8 protein-coding genes are annotated in these 15028 nt (G+C 43.2%); 2 read left to right on the top strand and 6 right to left on the bottom strand.

Annotated features, from left to right (window positions below):
• Positions 1-15: 15 nt before the first annotated feature.
• Together BJR36_RS17290 and BJR36_RS17285 are read right to left on the bottom strand one after the other, a co-directional pair.
• Positions 16-3537, bottom strand: coding sequence for a rhamnogalacturonan lyase family protein (locus BJR36_RS17290; protein WP_091236642.1), 3522 nt, complete (start codon positions 3535-3537; stop codon positions 16-18).
• A 148-nt stretch (positions 3538-3685) separates the two neighbouring features.
• Positions 3686-5782, bottom strand: coding sequence for a beta-galactosidase (locus tag BJR36_RS17285; protein ID WP_091236640.1), 2097 nt, complete (start codon positions 5780-5782; stop codon positions 3686-3688).
• 140 nt (positions 5783-5922) lie between these two features.
• Here BJR36_RS17285 and BJR36_RS17280 point away from each other — a divergent pair, with 140 nt between their 5' ends.
• Positions 5923-6750, top strand: a complete 828-nt coding sequence (locus BJR36_RS17280) for an AraC family transcriptional regulator (protein WP_091236639.1) — start codon at positions 5923-5925, stop codon at positions 6748-6750.
• Positions 6751-6935: 185 nt separating this feature from the next.
• Here BJR36_RS17280 and BJR36_RS17275 read toward each other — a convergent pair whose 3' ends face one another.
• Complete coding sequence (locus BJR36_RS17275; protein WP_091236637.1) at positions 6936-9650, bottom strand: hypothetical protein; 2715 nt, start codon at positions 9648-9650, stop codon at positions 6936-6938.
• A gap of 231 nt (positions 9651-9881) precedes the next feature.
• Between BJR36_RS17275 and BJR36_RS17270 the strand changes: the two genes are divergently transcribed.
• A complete protein-coding gene (locus BJR36_RS17270; protein ID WP_169823765.1) occupies positions 9882-10910 on the top strand; it encodes an AraC family transcriptional regulator in 1029 nt (342 codons plus the stop codon).
• A gap of 79 nt (positions 10911-10989) precedes the next feature.
• Here the strand turns inward: BJR36_RS17270 and BJR36_RS17265 are convergent, their stop codons facing one another.
• From BJR36_RS17265 to BJR36_RS17255, 3 genes are all read right to left on the bottom strand, one after another.
• The gene (locus BJR36_RS17265) at positions 10990-12096 is read right to left on the bottom strand and encodes an HIRAN domain-containing protein (protein WP_091236634.1); all 1107 of its coding nucleotides are present in this window, start codon (positions 12094-12096) and stop codon (positions 10990-10992) included.
• Positions 12097-12339: 243 nt separating this feature from the next.
• On the bottom strand, positions 12340-13821 hold the full coding sequence (gene xylB, locus BJR36_RS17260; RefSeq protein WP_091236632.1) for a xylulokinase: 1482 nt from the start codon (positions 13819-13821) through the stop codon (positions 12340-12342).
• 108 nt (positions 13822-13929) lie between these two features.
• The gene (locus BJR36_RS17255) at positions 13930-14763 is read right to left on the bottom strand and encodes a Cof-type HAD-IIB family hydrolase (RefSeq protein WP_091236631.1); all 834 of its coding nucleotides are present in this window, start codon (positions 14761-14763) and stop codon (positions 13930-13932) included.
• Positions 14764-15028 lie beyond the last annotated feature (265 nt).

Genomic DNA, 15028 nt, shown 5'->3' with positions numbered 1-15028 from the left:
CTCCCTTAAATCATATCAGTGAATAACATGAAGGATCGTACTTCCCGAAAACCTTTTTCCACCCATTAGGCTTCCAGTTATTTCGACATCTACATCCCCTTCGTTACTGCCGATTGCATTTATAACCTTTTGTCTGTCCAATTTGAACATGATACTTTCAACGCTATCAGCATCTTCATCACCAGAGAATATAGAATCAGTCTGTACATCAATAGCAACACCATTTATGACTGCTGTGATACCTGTAACATCAGCTGCCGACAGGTTGTAAACCGTTGGAAGTTTGATGTAGCCTGTCATAGAGTTATTTCCACCCTTGCTTTTCAGGTTTAATGTATCAGCTTCGATATTTACAGTTGAAACTATAGTCTCTCCATATGTCCCGACCGTATAAATATTAGGCTTTGCCACAGCATCCATACCAGTTCCCAAATAGAAGCTCGGGTGTGGCGGCTGGTTATAGCCTACATTCTGCGACGCTACAGCCACCCTGTATTGCGGATCCTGCATCAAAGAATAGATCCTTTCTTCTGTTACATCTGTTGTAGAATAAATTCGAAGTTCCGTACTGTCCAAGGTTCTAAGCACCACTTCTTCACGCCAGTCACCCAAAATGTCTGCTTGTACAACAGGACATTCTTTTGTTCCATAGGTGCATGCTAATCCATCTCCGAAATCTTCGATCGTATCCTGTTTATTATTTATATAATCCCATTTTTCAACTCTGGGAATTGTGACATCGCCAGAGGCAGAGCCTTGCCATGTACCATGCAAAAGCTCGCGGGAAAGATCTCCATCCCACCAGAGTGCAAAAGATGCGCTAGGGATATTGTTGGATAATAACTGGCCCTGTGCACTATATAACACACCGGCTGTAGCTGAATAAACTAACTGGGCATTACCATCAACTGCCCACATTTCTTCGCCTGGATATCTTGGGTCTATATCCCCGCTTAATCCTCTGCCTGTATCAAATCCGGTGCCAAGCTGTCCCATAATAACTCTTCCGGTCTCAGCGTCCTTCAGATTAGCAACATAATGTGCAGAAGTCTCTTCCTGTACAGTCCACTCTTCCAAGCCAAGATTAGCGGGATCCAGATCTCCAACATGCAGAGCATCTCCATGTCCAAAATCGGAATTCCATAGCCCGGTTCCATTATCGTCAATGCAGGCTGCTCCGGTGATAATCTCATCCTTTCCATCCCCATCCACATCGGCTATGCTTAATTGGTGATTTCCCATACCTGCATAACTTTCATTTCCAGGATCACTGCTGTCAAAAGTCCAGCGCTTTGTAAATGCTCCATCCCTGAAGTCATATGCTGACAAAACCATTCTTCCGTAATATCCGCGGGTCATTATCAGACTTGGATGTTCGCCATCCAGATAGGCAATCGTTCCAAGGAATCGGTCTACACGGTTGTAATAATCCCCTGTTTTTCCCCATTCGGTCAGTTCATCTGCAGTACATGTATTTGTAGTATCTGCAGTACTCCTGCTCCTGGCCGGAGTAAACGGTATTGTCTGCATGGCTGCACCAGTTTCGCCGTTAAAGACCGTCAGATATTCCGGCCCGGAAAGAATACAGCCAAGGGTTTTAGGCGCGGTACTGACATAGTTCTTTGTACCATCCCCGATTACATTTCCCAAACCATCCACGGTACCATCTGCGGTTTTAAGGGATATTTCGGCCTTTCCATCCCCATCAAGGTCATAAACCAAAAATTGGTTGTAGTGGGCACCGGAACGGATATTCACGCCACAATCTATCCTCCATAACCTGGTTCCATCCATTTTATAGGCATCTATATAAGTTTTCCCTGTATAGCCAATCTGAGAGTTATCCTTTAGATTGGAAGGGCTCCATGTCACCACCATTTCATACTGCCCATCGCCATCCACGTCTGCTGCAGTGCCTTCGTTAGCAGTGTAAGAATACGCTTCTCCAGCTGGAGTAACACCACTGTCGGGTTTCTGAATAGGAATAGAAAGATGATTATCATTCCACACCTTTACTGATTCTGACTGCAGCTGCTCTTCTCCATTCACAACTGTCCTTACATAGTAGGTTGAATTTTCGGTTCCATCCGCATCCAGGTAATTGGTGCTGTTCGTAATAGATGTTGCATTTACCTTTACTCCATCCCTGTAAAGGTTAAAAGATGTTTCTTCCGAATCTGTCCCCAGTAAACGCCAGCCCACATAAATGCCGCTGTCATTCTTCATCGCGACTAACCCGCGATCCAGGCTTTCCATCTGACGTGCAGCAAAGAGTTTTGGGCTCTCACTGATGTTCACGCCAGAGGATTCTGCATTATCATCAAAAACTGCTTTCACCACATAATTATAGGTTGTACCATTGACTAATCCCGAGATAGTAGAAATGTATGTACCTTTAGGTACTGTATCAACTAATTTGAGGGAATTATCAGCATTCACCTGATATATATTCGCTTTTACATAAGCAGGATCCTTAGGTTCAGTCCATCCAAGCGAGACTTTAGAATCTCCACCTAAAGACTCAACATTTTCCAGATCAGGATGAGCACCAAGCCTGCTGATTGCAAAGGTATAGGTCTTTGAAATATCATATACAGAAGACCTGACCGTAATATCACAGCTGGTAACTCCACTTGTCACATCTATAGACGCTGTTCCATCTTTCGGCACGTCTTTGCCATCTACTGAAAATACAAGGGTTGCATCATCCGCTTTAGGGGTAAATGTAAGCGTTTTTGTTGAATCAGAAACTACTACAGTGTAATCCTTCCAGTATGATTGAAATGAATCCGTCAGACTGCCTCCGTCTACTGTAAGACTATCCATCTGTACAGAGGTAGTTGTCACTTTGATGTTATCTACGTTTATTGTACCCCCGCTCTTATTTGGACTAAATCCAAAACTGCTAATATTAGATATCGCAGTATTCACGAAATTCTCTTCTGCTGTTGCCGCCGTCTGATTGGTGTTCAAATCAACAATAGAAAGATTAAGCTTTTTCTTTGGAACATTATAGAAAATCTTATAATGATACCAGTGGGTAGTATCATAAGTTCCATATACAGTTGAAACACGCTTTTGTAATTTCCCAGCATCAAATTGCAGATGTGATGCAGAGGCTGTGGTTGAATTTACGCCGCCACTATTAACAAACAGAAAGCCGCCATTAGTACCCGGAATATTTACATCAAATTCAAGGAATACTGCTCCTGTCTGAGCTGTAAAAGTTTGACCAATGTAGGATGAACTGGTTGAAGTATTTGTAAATGAAGTATATTTCCTTCCAGTAACCGGGTCATCAGCAACCGTCATTGTCGGCACAGCTCCCTTTGTAGCCCAGCTGTTGCCGTTGCCCGGGGTGATATTTCCAATACTGTAGCTTTCAAAATCCTCAGTTACCACTGGTGTTATCACCGGCATATCCTCTGCCGATGCAGGTACTGTGATCATAGATACCAGCATTGTAGTCGTTAAAATGACACATAGAAGCCTTTTAGCTGATGTTCTTATTTTTTTTCTTTTTGACAAAGATAACATAATATTATAACCTCCCATGATTCTAATCTACATGTTTCTTCTTTTTAACTGTTCAATAGTCCAGTGACGCGAGGTGTTTTTATGCTGGTTTTGCATAAAAACCCGAGTTCTGCTTGCGCCAAATTGCCGATTTTGCAATTTGTGTGCATCATCTGTGACTATGAAGGACGGAGTCCTGAATAGTTACTCTTCTTTTTAAAATCCGCATACCATAAAGGGAAAGATTGATTTCCCTGACATTCTGTTCGCCTGTTAAAAGATCTGAATATTCCTTATCGTCAAGCTTAATGTGTCTTTCCTTTGTTCCAAAATTCATTATGAAAATGAAATCATTCTCACCATCGCTTCTTCTCTGTACCGTTACACCATCTGGCAGCTCAGTTTCAAGATTACGTTTTATCCCTGCCTCCTTAATCAGTTTGCCATAAAAACCGTCAATAAAATCTTCACCATTTCGCGATGCTATATAATAGGCTTTTCCTGCTCCAACGCAGTTGACTGTGACTGCCGGTCTTCCTGCGTAGAAATCCTCCTTATATACAGCAAGTGCCTCAGCCCCCTCCGTATGAATAAGATCACAAAAATCTTTGCACTGGAACTCGCCATTTAGCGAAATCCCGTTCTCCTTGTTAAAAACGATATGGTTTGACTCATGATCGTACAGACACTCTAACTCCTCGGACCAAATCCCGAGCACCTTTCGAAGCGGCCCTGGGAATCCGCCAAGGAAACAAAGTCCATTTTCATCAACAATACCGCTCCAATAGGTTCCAACAAAGGTTCCGCCATTTTCCACAAATCGCTCTATTTTTTCACCTACACCTTGTCTGACCATATACAGCATAGGAGCGATCAGAAGTTTATAATCTGAAATATCGCAATCCATATCCAGAATATCTACAGGTATGCCATTCTTCCAAAAACTTTTATAGTGCATAGCAACAGTTTCATCATATTTCATCCCACAATTTCTAGGACCATGTGCATCATTAATCGCCCATTTATTCTCCCAGTCAAAAAGTATTGCAACCTCTGCGTTAACACTGGTCCCTACAACTTCATCCAGACTCGCAAGCACCTCGCCAACTTCTGCAACATCCCTGAATACTCTTGTATTTTCATGACCGCAGTGATCCACAACGGCGCCGTGATACTGCTCACTTGACCCTCTGCTCTTTCTCCACTGAAAATACTGAACGGTATCAGATCCGTGTGCTACTGCGTGTAATGATGACAATAAGTGCATTCCCGGCTTCTTAAGTTTAGAAACTGGTGACCAGTTTGTAACACTAGGCGTACTCTCCATGAGCATAAAAGGCTTTCCACCTTTAAAAGATCGATTCATATCATGAACCATAGAGATAAATGCTGCTATATGAGTATTGTCATCCTCTTCATGCCAACATGGATAGTTGTCCCAGGATACCCTGTCAAGAACATCTTTAAATTTCCAGTAATTCAGCCCCTCGTAGGTGCCCATCATATTTGTAGTTACCGGCATGTCCGGATTATGTTCTTTAAAGGGTTTGATTTCATGTTTACAAAAGTCGACAGTCTGGTCTGTAACAAATCTTTTCCAGTCAAGATTCAATCCATTGGTACGCCTCTCTCCAATCGGAGACGGTGACTCTATCTGAGACCAGCTGGTAATCGTATGGCTCCAGAATGATGACCACCAGGCATGATTCAGATTCTCAAGGCTTCCATATTTCTCTTTCAGCCATTTCCTGAAATTCTCCTGGCATATATCACAGTGGCATTCACCACTATATTCATTTGAGATATGCCATGCTACAACACCAGGATGATTTGAATACCGTTCAGCAAGTCTGGTATTTATTATTCTTATCTTTTCTCTGTAAACTGGCGAAGAATAACAGTGATTATGTCTTTCTCCATGAAGATTCCTGACTCTGTTTGAAGCCACTCTCAAAACCTCAGGATATTTCTGGGACATCCACGCAGGCCTTGCTCCACTCGGAGTAGATAAAATAGTATAAATACCATTTTCATAAAGCTTGTCTATCCTGTCATCAAGCCAGTCAAAATGAAACGTTCCTTCTTCCGGCTCTAAAGCAACCCAGGAGAAAATCCCCATAGCCACCGTGTTACAATTTGCAAGCTTCATCAGTCTGATGTCTTCTTCCAGAATTTCCGGATAATGAAGCCATTGATCAGGATTATAATCTCCGCCATGCATAAAATGTGGTAGTTTCCTGCTTATTGGAGGGTATTTTTTTATCATATACATTACCTCTGCATTATTTTATTGATATTGCTCGAACGATATCGTACTATATAATTATATTCACATTATAGAATTACGTAGTGTCATTTTCAATCTAAGCATTTTAAGATGAATAACACAATATTAAGGTGGTAAGTATGACAAATATAGTATTCCCAGTAATTACGGATTTAGAATTAACAGTCCCTGTTTTTCTTGCCAGTGTTGGCTGTAATCATATTCAGGAGCATATCAAAAGGCAAAATGGTTATCGTCATATTCAATGGCTACAGTGCAAACATGGGTCTGGTGAACTGCTGATTAATAATAAGAAATATACAGTAGTTGAAAATCAGGGCATGCTCCTTCTTCCCAATGTTCCCCATGAATATTATGCTTTGACAGAACCTTGGGAAATAAGCTGGATTTCAATAGGAGGCTTTGCCGCAGAACAGGTATTTAACAATATAGAAATAGCTGACTCTCCGGTTTTAACCATTTCCCGTCCGGATATTACATTGAAGGCAATGGAAAAAGTCTTATTCCTGGCTCAATCCAGCAATGCAATGAAAAGTCTGGAGTGTTCAAAAATAGTATATGGCATAATAATGGATCTTATAGCCTTTGGGCATACCTCTAAGAATGACCTTAAGATGGACCAGTATACCAAGCTTAAACCCGTTTTTGACTTTGTAGAAGACAATTATAATAAGGTGATTACATTACAGGAATTATCCGAGGTTTCAGATTTAACTCCCCAATATCTCTGTTCACTATTTAAAAAGATTACCGGCATACGTATTTTCGAATATATTAACAGCGTAAGGGTAAAGAATAGCAAGGAAATGATTTTAAACCATAAAAATTTGTCTATTAAAGAAATAGCTGGATTTTGCGGATATGATAACATAAGTTACTTTTGTGAAGTATTCAAAAAAGCAGAAAAAATGACTCCCGGAGAATTCAGGAAATTGCATGGGGTATAAATAATTGTTACTGCTGTGCAGTAAGCATCAAGAACCATCATTCATGGATTTTCCTGAGCGCAAAGAAGCCATTATAGAGTTCTTTACTCCATAATGGCTTCTAAAATATTATTATAAAATTTTTTTGTATATTCCGTCTGTGTATCTGCAATATGACAAATATGTACCGTATCTTCAATCAGGCGTCAGGAAACCTGAATCCGGATAATCTTCACCACCCCATTGATCCCCGACGGGCAGACCGGCTCTGCCGGCATTCCGAACATGGACGGGATCTTGGACATCTCCCGTTCCAGCGTGGTTGCCACTTCAATTGCGACCTGGTTTCTTCCTTCTTTTACGGCATCCGTCATATCATACACATAAGGCGCCACGACCTGAATGCCAAGGCTCTTCCCGTTCACAAATACCTCGACACCTTCATATGCGTCAGTGATCTGAAGAACCGCCGCTGATTTTTCTGTAAGATCAAAGGAATTCTCATAACGGACAAACCCGGAAAATTCCGGTTCCTCGACTTCCAATTTATCAGGCAGTGTGATTTCCTTCCCGCTTCTAAAATCCGGATAATCGATGCTTCTGCAGATGCTTCGCCTCCAGCTGCCGTTCAGCGGTATCTCTGTGCCTTCCGCCTTCGGCGCCGCTGTGATAAAGGCTTCGATTTCATCCACTGTCACATTCTTGTCGAATACGACAATCAGGCTCTTCATCGGCTCTACTGCAACCTTCAGCCTGCCCTCTGCATAGTCTGCTCTTCCCAGACAGTTCTCCCATGCATCATACCGGTAGCAGGTTCTGCTGTCGTCCAGCATCACTTCTCCCTCATAAACCTCCGTCCCTTCATTTACAAACAGATATATGCCTGTGCCGTCATGATGTTCATAGTGATAATAACGCAGCCTGTTGTTTTCCGGCACGACCACGAGATCCCCAACCTTGTTCGCCCTAAGCTCGGAAATGATGTCCGAAAGCTCAATCAATCCTGCTGTCTTCATGCCATCCACAAGACTGCCGGCTGATGTAGCTTCCTCCGCGGCAAGATTGCAGATCCCTTCCGGATATGCAGCCACAAAATATACCAGCACCCCGGCTTTGCACATAGCGGCAACATATTCGGCAAATCGTTTCGTCACGAACTGCATGGTCGGAACGATAACAGCTCTGTATTCCTGGGTATTTACAGCCAGCATCCCATTCCGCAGCGATGTCTTGAATCTCTCCGGCTCGGCAAACACATCCTGCGGAATGTAGTCGTATTCGATCTGACTGTCTGCAAGCACATGCCCCACCTTGTGGGAGAACATGCATGTTCCGGTCCATTCCCCCTCTCCGTGGTACAGAACCGCAACCGGCGAGACATGCCTTCCTCCGCTGATCAGCTCGCAGACACGGTTCGTATATGCCATGAGCTTTCCGAAATGGCGGTACTGCGGATTATTACCATGGGCATAGAAATGCGGCGGGCAGTCCGGATCTGGAAAGGCTTTGGCGCTAAAAGCATGAGGCACAAAATGGTTGATTCCGCGCACCACGAAATGATCGACCAGATATTTTTCCAGGCGTACTCCTTCCGACCAGCCATAGGCTCCAAAAATTTCACACATGGAATCCCCATTCTTCAGCGGATCGATAGCAGCATGGGAACTTCCAAGTTTTCCAAGCATATAGTGGTAGAATTCCCCGTCGCGGCGTTGGAAAGGCCCTTTGTCATAGGAAATATCTTCTCCCTGCGGAAACACCTGCCCACCGATATCATCGATGCCTGCCATATCCTGTCCTCCCAGCCCCCTGAAAAAGTGGCCCAGGGATGATCCTGTACGGGCATGCTGGTTGTTATCCTCAATCATGTGTCCGATATACTGCACTCCACGCTCGCGGCACCAGCTGCCCATCTGCATGGAAAAATCCTCTTCCACCAGACGCGATACTGCATCCATATAGGCATAGCGTATCTTCGCTTTGATGGATGCATCCGCTCCATCTTCCCAGAGAAGCGCCATATACGCCGTGAAATCCGGCCCGAATTCCTTTTTCAGGATTTCCTCCAGCTCCATGCTCCACGGCAGGTCATCCTCCACGCCCAGGACATTGCCGTGCACATACAGATGGCCATTTCCAAGCTCAGGCTCATCGGAAAAGAATCCGGCCAGCGTCTTTCCGAAATCCTCCTTATAATGCGCATAATGCGTCTCATAAACGGCATCCAGCAGAACTTTGCAGGATGCCCTGTCCATCATATTGATGTAATTGCGATGGGGTCCCCTGTTCCTGGTCAGGTGAAGTGCATAGACCTTCCAGCTGCCTTCCGGCACCTTCCATGATAAAATGTTGTCTTCCAGCCGCCCCATAAGATCGATGCGATACGCTTCCTCAAGAAATCCATTCTTCTCCGCATCCGTGCGGACCGCATACAGCCCGATCAGCCTGTCATCCTCAAATTGGCGCTGTTTCGCGCCGCCTCTTTCCTTCGCAATCATCTCCTCAATCATGGATGGTTTGAATTCATCCGGATGCAGGATTTCATCCTGACTTATCTGCAGTTCTTCCTTGCCCGCGCAGTCATAGGTCCTGCAGCAGATACTCTGCCGGCACCGCTCGTCCGGCTGGCTTTCCATAGCCCCGTTTGCAAATCCTGTCGGAAAATGGCTGTCATCCAGAATCCACACCTTCATGTCACGCTTTCTGGCTTCCTCCATAATGATATCCATATCCTCCCACCATTTCGGACCGCAGTAATCCGGATGCGGACGGCTCTCCACACAGACAGCCTTGATGCTCGCTTCATCGATGACCTCCATGTATTTTCTTAACGTTGCCTCGTCCTCGCCGTGCTGCCAGAAAAATGGCAGAATATAATTGCCGCCTCTGTTTAACAACAGATCTGTTATCTTCGCATTCATAAGTAGAATCATCCTTCCTGATTAAATCATAAAAATAAATAGTAAGTCCTGTTTCCGTTATGTTCAAAGACTGAGGACTGATAGTGTTACCGTTCACTCTGTGACTTGCAACCTCACAGCTACTCATTTTCATCATTGTATTGTACTTCTATGATAATACGGTATAATACTATTGTAATCATCTTATTGTATCTATTTATCATATTATTGTGCTTTTTAATGGAGGGCATTATGTTTGAAAATATCCGATTTTATACTTATGAGACAGAAGAGCCCGTTACGCCTAACAAGATTGATATCCGGCATATTCCCCGGCTGAAGCAGGAAGCCTGGCAGAATGCGGCATCACATCCCCTGCTTTTCCTGGAGGAGTTTGGAACCTCCGATGATCTGCCTGCCAATATGCAGCATGCCGATTTTCTGATTACTGGAAAACTGCAGTCTTTCTTCCGTCCGCCGATATCCGAATTTGCATTGCAGAACCTGTATCACCTGGAAGCCTTCAGCATCTTTCACTGCGGCCGGAACTTCTTTACGAAACGTTCTGAGTACGCCTCTTACCTTATCCTGTACACATATAGCGGCAATGGCATCCTGGAATATGAAGGGAAGAAATACCATCTGGGTGAAGGAGACGGTTTCCTGATCGACTGCATGAAGCCGCACATGTACAAAACGACCGGGGATAACTGGACCCACAGTGTCCTTCACATCAACGGACCTCTGATTTCCCCTCTGTTCGAGCAGTATATGCAGAATGGTTCTGCCCTGTTCTCACAGAGCATTACCGGTAATTACCAGTCCAGCCTGGAACACCTGCTTGCCATTTACAGCACTGCCCAGCCCTATCGCGACTGGCAGGCATCCCATTGTCTGAGCGCCATCCTGACAGATCTGCTTGCTTCCTCCCTGCACAGTTCCGACAAAAGCGTCGCTATGCCGGAAAACATGCAGTACCTGATCGGCTATATGGAAAACAATTTTTCCGCTGACCTGACTGTGGAATATTTATCAAAGTTCTCCGGAATCAGCCGCTCCCATCTGACCAGGGAATTCAAGAAATATACCGGATATGCTCCAAACGACTACCTTATCCAGCTGCGGATCGAGCAGGCTAAGAAACTGCTTGAATCAAGCCAGTTTTCTGCAAATCAGGTTGCACATATGGTCGGCATCCATGATGTGAACAACTTTACCAATCTGTTCAGGAAAAAGGTCGGAATGACGCCCGGAAGATATCGAAAGGAGCATGTGCTATGAATTCTGCTTCACCGGTTCTTTCCATGGTTAGTTGAAATCTTTTCCAGACATATACAACATGGCGAAATCGTCGCTTAGCTTATTGATTATCTTGCCTTGTCTCTTCAAGTTTAATCGCTAACTCAACATATAGAATAGCTTTTTTTGCGTTTTTGCTTCTTTGTGATAGTGGTTCCACATAGCTAGCTTTTGCACTTTGAATAGCGGCCACATTTCCATCAATCAATGGACTTAATGCATTCCCTAACTCCGCTGGCAAATTACCTAATGATTCACCTAATGTATTATATACTGCAAGATTATTTGAATTATATGGATTGTTTGGCTCACGAACAACATTAACTATTTTTCCGACTGATATCTTCTCAATACGTGAAGAGCGCCCTTCATGCTGAGTACCTTTAACTTCTACTCTAATGACAGCAGTCTTTTTCCCTTCATCGTAACTTGCATATTGTTTATCATCGCCTGCATGCTCGATAACAAAATTCGAGATTAATTTCTTGAATTTTATCTTATTTTTAAAAAACACCCCATTCACACCATCTTCAAGCAGAGGTTCAATACTATCACTCAGTGGTTCACATTCATAAATAAAAGCTTTTTCTAAAATCTCACGAAGACCAGAAAACTCATGATCTTCAATCAAATCTTCGAATTGGTTCAAATCGTCTATATCGATTCCTGACCTCTCGGCATAATCAAACAAGTCTTCAAAATCTTCTCCGAACCATGGATTGCTGGTGCGAGTTTTTTTATCCCCATGAACACACAGATTCTCAAGATATTCATCACGCTGAAAATTATCTATTTGCTTAGAAAGCCCGTTTTTTATCAAGACGCAGATTTCATAACTGACAGTTGAATTTGCATATTCGCCTAAAACATTAAGATTCTTAGCATGCTGAATCATAAAGTCATTTATTTCTTCAAAGTCCAGTTTTCCTCCGTAATTCATTTCTTCGTCGTCCCCTATAGTAATAGAAGTTTCTGTTTTTGGAAACTTTAAGAATTTCTTTTTTGACTCATCCCAGTATTTCAAGAGATCACTGGAATTTTCCAACAGAAATCTAGGTATTGACGTATCCTCGTATGCATCCTCGCAAATCCGATCAGAAATCTTTTCCAGTAAAGTTGTAATGTCCTCATTTTTACCTTTAATATTATAGTTAAAATATTCATGCATTCTTTTTATCCCCTTTTGAGTTGTATCAAAAACGCAGCTTCTTCAATGGTTTTTCGCTTCCGCCATTTCACTGCTCTATTCATCTTTAACTGCCTTTCACTCTTCTATTTATTCCCAAGCTATCCTCTTACATCTTCTACCTCAAATACTCGTTCAAATCAATTTTTGCTTTTTCTGCCAATTTTATGAGCTCCTCCTCCGCAACTTTCATTTTTGTTTCCCTCTATTACCTCCTGTCATATTTCAATGCATAAATTCTTTCGTTTTCTCGTACAGCATTTTAAACGTCGTATAATGCTCTTGATAAATCTCTACATTTTTTCTGATCGGTTTATATACTTTTTCTTCAAATTCGACGAACCGGCTACAGGCATCTTCTATGCTTTTGAAGTATCCGGCTCCCACTCCCCCTAAGATGCAGGCTCCAAGACAAGCCTGCTCTTTTACTTTGCAGACCTGAACCTCTTTATCAAAAATATCAGCCTGTATCTGAAGCCATACCTCGCTGACAGCCGCACCGCCCGAAGCCAATACCCGTTCGCTCGTTATCCCCATTGATTCGATGATTTCAAGGGAATCCTTTAATGCAAATGTAACGCCTTCCATTACAGCTCTGGACATATATCTCGAATCGTGGCCTAACTGAAGCCCAAAGAACACTCCTTTTGCATGTGGATTCATATGTGGTGTCCTCTCACCCGATAAATAAGGCAGGAATAAAAGATTTCCGCTTCCGGGCTCTATTTCGGCCGCCTGCCTGCTGATTTCCTCAAAACTGTCAACATGCAGAATATTATTTTTCAGCCATTTCAAAGACATTCCTCCGCAAAGAATTGCTCCGAATATTGTATAGGCCTTATTGATGCAGTGACAGAATGTGTGTGTCCGCATTTCGCTGTCATAAATGTCCTTTTCCGAATAAGTAGAAATCTGTCCTCCGGTTCCGATGTTGCAAATGACAAGTCCTTCTCTGACTGCCCCGTTCCCGATGCTCTGTGCCTGCTGGTCTCCAGCCCCGTATACTGCTGGAATCCCCTTTGCCAAACCTGTTATTTCTGCCGCTTCTTCCGTCACATATCCTGCTATATCGGCAGACTCCAGACATTTCGGGAATATCGATGCTGGAATTCCCAATTCCCGAACCAGCTCCTCTGCCCATCTTCTCTTCCTCACGTCAAACAGCAGCGTAGCCGACGCATCGCTTACTTCCGCTCCGATTTCACCGGTAATTTTATAGCGTATATAATCTTTTGGCTGCATGACATAAGCTATCTTATTGAAATTATCCGGCTCATTATTTTTCATCCACAACAGGGAAGACAGTGCAAATCCGTTAAATACGCGATTATGCAAAATATCTGCTATCTGTTTTTCTGACAGTGTCTTATTTATCTCTTCCAATTCCGCTTCTGCTCTTTGATCCAACCATAAAATTGCCGGTCTGACAGGATTGCCTTCAGAATCGAGTGGAACCAGCCCGTGCATCTGTCCTGAGAATCCGATACTTTTGATTTGTGAGAATTCCGCACTGTGCTTATTCCTCAGATTCCCCAGGATATTAACCACAGCATCCCACCATATCTGCGGGTCCTGTTCCGCACGATCTGGTTCCGGAATGCTTACCTCATATCCTTCCGAAACAGTATCAATAACGCCCTTCTCAATATCTAACAGCATCGCTTTTGCACTTGATGTCCCTATATCAATTCCTAATATTGTTGCCATAATTTTCTCCTATCATTCGGTTTCTATAATTTTTTATAGAACTTTTCTCTTATCTGAAGTAAAAATCATTTGGTTTATAATCATCCCCATGTACTTTTTCACCATCACTTACTTATTCAATCCGATTCCTTTTCGGCAATCCAACCCATCAATCACCCATGCCACCCCATCCTCATCGTTCGACAGGGTCACATAATCCGCACACTTTTTCACCTCATCGGGTGCATTCCCCATAGCAATACCCAATCCGGCATAAGAAATCATGCTGATATCATTATAGTTGTCGCCGACTGCAACAACCTCGTCCCTGTTAATATGATATCTGTCGCATAAATAAGCGATGGCATTGATTTTTGATGCTTCGGCCGACACAATTTCCAAATAGGTCGGTTTTGACTGGTAGACATTCAGATTCTTCTCAAACATGAAATTCAGCCTCTCCCCGAAGACAGAAATGTTGCCCGGTTCCCCCATGCACAGGATTTTATTTGGAGTATTCCCCGCTGCTTCCCAATCAGAAAAAAGCTTTTCAAATTCTATGACAATCGGCTTAATCCCGGTTATTTCGCTCTCCTGTAATGCCCAGCTGTCCAGATGCTCCACGTACCACTGATCTTCTGTGTACAGGCTCACATGCAGCCCCCGTTCAATGGCAAGTTGAAAAATCGTAATGCATTGTTCCAATTTTATCGTCCTCGCATGCAATATCTGATCCCCTTGCGTTATGTAAGCCCCATTATAACTGACAAGCGGACTGTTGAGATTCAGCTCTTCTGCCAGATATCTCATGCCTTTCGGCATGCGGGCTGAAATCAGCACAATTATAGTGTCGCCGGAATCATCCAGCTTACGAATTGCCCTTTTTGTGCCTTCTGAAATCTGATGCCTGGAATTCAGCAACGTTCCATCTATATCGAGGCAAAGCATTCTGTACTTGTTCATTATTGTCATCCCCCTTTTGCCATCATTAAATGCCCATCTTTAAACGCCCATCTTTAAAAGCCTATCCTTATAATAGCAAAAGATGGTAATTTCTGCAAAAACACTTTATCTATCATGTGCAAAAATTTGCTTTAACGAGGCATTGCTTTTTCCGCCCGCTAAATAGTGTTTGCTGATTAAATCGCTTCCGATTGAAAATCAGCAGGTCTTTTCCACAAATTTTGTACCAGCAAAAAAAGTGCAAAAAGTATTCGTGCCTGAATCT

Source organism: Anaerobium acetethylicum (assembly GCF_900096945.1).
Lineage (GTDB): Bacteria > Bacillota > Clostridia > Lachnospirales > Lachnospiraceae > Anaerobium > Anaerobium acetethylicum.
Note: the sequence above shows the minus strand (reverse complement) of the source record. Positions and strands in the feature narration are given on the sequence as shown.